This window comes from Planomonospora algeriensis (assembly GCF_977012225.1).
The window spans coordinates 1-3,059 of sequence record NZ_CDRNDK010000618.1; the positions used below are offsets into that span (position 1 = coordinate 1).

The 3,059-nt window shown below is 71.0% G+C and carries 4 protein-coding genes and 1 pseudogene; all 5 read left to right on the plus strand.

All coding sequences use genetic code 11. From position 1 onward, the window contains the following. Window positions 1–139: 139 nt before the first annotated feature. Window positions 140–613 (plus strand): DUF2516 family protein, encoded by a 474-nt coding sequence (locus ACWJ6R_RS33455; protein ID WP_449066055.1) that lies wholly within the window; start codon window positions 140–142, stop codon window positions 611–613. A gap of 65 nt (window positions 614–678) precedes the next feature. Beyond that, window positions 679–1,194 carry a GNAT family N-acetyltransferase gene (locus ACWJ6R_RS33460; protein WP_449066056.1) on the plus strand — a complete coding sequence of 172 codons (516 nt, stop codon included), beginning with the start codon at window positions 679–681 and terminating at the stop codon, window positions 1,192–1,194. A gap of 104 nt (window positions 1,195–1,298) precedes the next feature. Continuing rightward, window positions 1,299–1,817, plus strand: a pseudogene (locus ACWJ6R_RS33465) (LacI family DNA-binding transcriptional regulator); the annotation flags it as partial. Then, window positions 1,747–2,301 (plus strand): substrate-binding domain-containing protein, encoded by a 555-nt coding sequence (locus ACWJ6R_RS33470; protein WP_449066057.1) that lies wholly within the window; start codon window positions 1,747–1,749, stop codon window positions 2,299–2,301. The pseudogene ACWJ6R_RS33465 and the gene ACWJ6R_RS33470, both read left to right, overlap by 71 nt. Then, window positions 2,288–3,059 (plus strand): serine/threonine-protein kinase (locus ACWJ6R_RS33475; protein ID WP_449066058.1); only part of this gene is annotated, 772 nt, incomplete at its 3' end. The genes ACWJ6R_RS33470 and ACWJ6R_RS33475, both read left to right, overlap by 14 nt.

Genomic DNA, 3,059 nt, shown 5'->3' on the forward strand with positions numbered 1-3,059 from the left:
CGGGGCGGCGCGGACCGGGGGCGGCGCGGACCGGGGCGGCGCGGACCGGGGCGGCGCGGACCGGGAGAAGGACTTACCTGTGGGTGCGCGGCATCGCCTAGTCTGGGGGCGACCGGCGCGGCGATCCCATGGAGGGACGATGTTCCAGATTTACGGTGTCCTGGACCTGATCTTCCTGATCCTGGGCATCGGGGCCTTCATCCTCTCGGCCTGGGCCCTCGTCCATGCGATCAAGACCCCGGCGCGGGCCTTCGCGGTCACCGGCAAGCAGACCAAGCAGCTGTGGACGATCATCCTGAGTCTCGCCGCGCTGTTCTCCTTCGCCTCCGCCGTGGGATACCTCCCGGGCATCGGCTTCCTCACCATCGTGTCCGTCATCGCGGCGGGCATCTACCTCGCCGACGTGCGGCCCGCCGTACGGGAGATCGGCAAGGGCGGCAGCTCGGGCCCCTACGGCCCTGGTAGAACCCCCGAGGACGCCTGGCAGGATCCCGCGGGCGCCCCGCCGCGTACTGCGCCCCGCCCCGCCGCGTACGGCGCCCGGTACGGACCCGGAAAGACACGCTTCGCACCCACTGTGAAGATCATCCCCTTGGTAAGGGCTTGCCCGTAACCTCCCCGAGACGGTAGACACGCGGGGTGATGTTCGCCAGCAAACCCACCCTCCGCGGAGAGCGCGTGACGCTCCGGCCCGTCGGACCGGAGCACGTCGACGGCCTCTGGGAGCTCGTCAACGACCCGGACATCGCGCGGCTGACCGGCTCCCACGGGACGTTCGCCTACCAGGCCGCCGAACTCTGGTACGGCTCCCGCGGCGAGCACGACGACCGGCTGGACCTGGCGATCTGCGCCGCCGAGGACGACTCCTACGTCGGCGAGGTGGTGCTCAACGACCTGGACGCCGCCAACCTCTCCTGCAACCTGCGGATCGCGCTGGTCGGCCCGCGCGTGTTCGGCCGGGGTTACGGCACGGAGGCGATCCGGCTCGTGCTCGATCACGCGTTCACCGCCACGGACCTGCACCGGATCGAGCTCGAGGTCTTCGACTTCAACGACCGGGCCGCCCATGTCTACCGGAAGGTCGGTTTCGTCCAGGAGGGGATCCGCCGCGACGCCCTCCTCTGGAAAGGGGAACGGCATGACTCGATCATCATGTCGATGCTCGCTCCTGACTGGAAGGTCAAGAACATCTGACAGACATCGCGTGATTTTTCGGAAACGTCTGTTGACAGTTCCGAAACAATGCTACGTTCACTGGGAGCGCTCCCACCTGCACGGAACTAGGTGTGGAGGAAGTTATGTCTGATGTGCCCACACTCGCCCAGGTCGCCGCGGAAGCAGGTGTGTCCCCGGCAACGGCATCCCGGGTCCTCACAGGCTCTGTCAGGGTCAGCACCTCGACCCGACGACAGGTGCACGATGCGATCTCCCGTCTCGGTTACGTGCGTCACCGCGCGCCCCGGGGCGGATCCGGACGGCGATGCGACCAGACCGTGGCCGTGGTCGTCTGCGAATCCGCACAGCGGCTGTTCACCGAGCCGTTCTACGCGAGGATGATCACCGCGGCGGAGGAGGTACTCACCGGCCAGGGGATCCCCCTCACCGTGATGACCGCCACCTCGGCCACCTCCACCATCGCCACCCCGCAGCTCGTCGCCGGCGGCGTCGACGGCGTCCTGCTGATCGGCGCGCGGGAGCGGCACCCGCTCGTGGTGACCCTGGCCGCCTCCGGCGTCCCGGTGCGGAGTGCGGGCCGCGCCCCCGACGGCATCGACCTGCCGTACGTGGACATGGACAACGCCGACGGCGGCAGGCAGGCCGCCGAGCACCTGCTGCTCGGCGGGCGGCGCTCCATCGCCGCCATCGCGGGACCGCGGCGTCCCCGCCGCCCGGGACCGGCTGGAGGGCTTCACCCGGACGCTCTCCCTGGCCGGCATGACGGGCGTCCCGGTGGCGTACGGCGACTTCACCCACTCCTCGGGCGTGCACGCCGCCCAGTGGCTGCTGCGCAGGATGCCGCACCTGGACGCGGTGTTCGCCGCCTCCGACGTGATGGCCGCCGCGGCCGTGCAGACCCTGCGCCGCGCCGGCCGCCGGGTGCCCGACGACGTGGCCGTGATCGGCTTCGACGACGCCCCCATCGCCCGGCGGACCTCCCCCACGCTGACCACGGTGCGCCAGCCCGTGGAGGAGTTCGCCGCGCTCGCCACCCGGCTGCTGCTGATGTCGATGAACTCTCCCGAGAGCACCAGGAACAACCCGGTGCTGCCGACGGAGCTGGTGGTCCGTGAATCTGCTTGAACCCGGGGGACTGCGCGCGGGCGACGTGCTCACCCGCAGGTACCTGCTGATGGAGCAGCTCGGCCGGGGCGGCATGAGCGTCGTCTGGAGGGGGTTCGACCAGTCCCTCCAGCGGATGGTGGCGATCAAGATCCTGGAGGCGGACCTCGGCACGGACCGCGAGCTCATCCGGCGTGAGGCCCGGGCCACCGCGCGCCTCATCCACCCGGACGCGATCGAGGTCTACGACTACGGCGAGACCGTGACCTCCCACGGCCGCCTCGCCGCCTACGTGGTGATGCGGCTGCTGGAAGGGCGGCCGCTGGCCGACCGGATCGTCCAGGGGCCGCTGCCCTGGACGGAGGCCGTGGCGGTCGCCGGGAGGCTCGCCACCGTCCTGGCCGCCGCCCATGAGCGGGGAGTCGTGCACCGGGACGTCACCGCCGAGAACGTGCTGCTGACCTCGGACGGCGCCAAGCTGCTCGACTTCGGCATCGCGGCGTTCATCGGGGAGGACGACGACCGCACCGGCGAGTACGGCACCCCGCCCTACGTGGCGCCGGAACGCCTGACCGGCCGGGTCGCCGATCCCGCGAGCGACGTCTACTCCCTGGGCGTGCTGCTCTTCGAGATGCTCACCGGAGCCACGCCGTACCCGGAGCGGACCTGGGAGGAGATCGAGAACGCGCGGCGTGAGGGACCGCCGCCCGAGCTGCGCGTGCCGGGGCTGCCGCCGGAGGTGGCGGCGCTGTGCCGGCGCTGCCTGGCGCACGATCAGC

What these genes read in the sequence shown, in the direction of transcription:
- ACWJ6R_RS33455 (WP_449066055.1), top strand. Translation starts at nt 140, where the DNA reads ATGTTCCAGATTTACGGTGTCCTGGACCTGATCTTCCTGATCCTGGGC.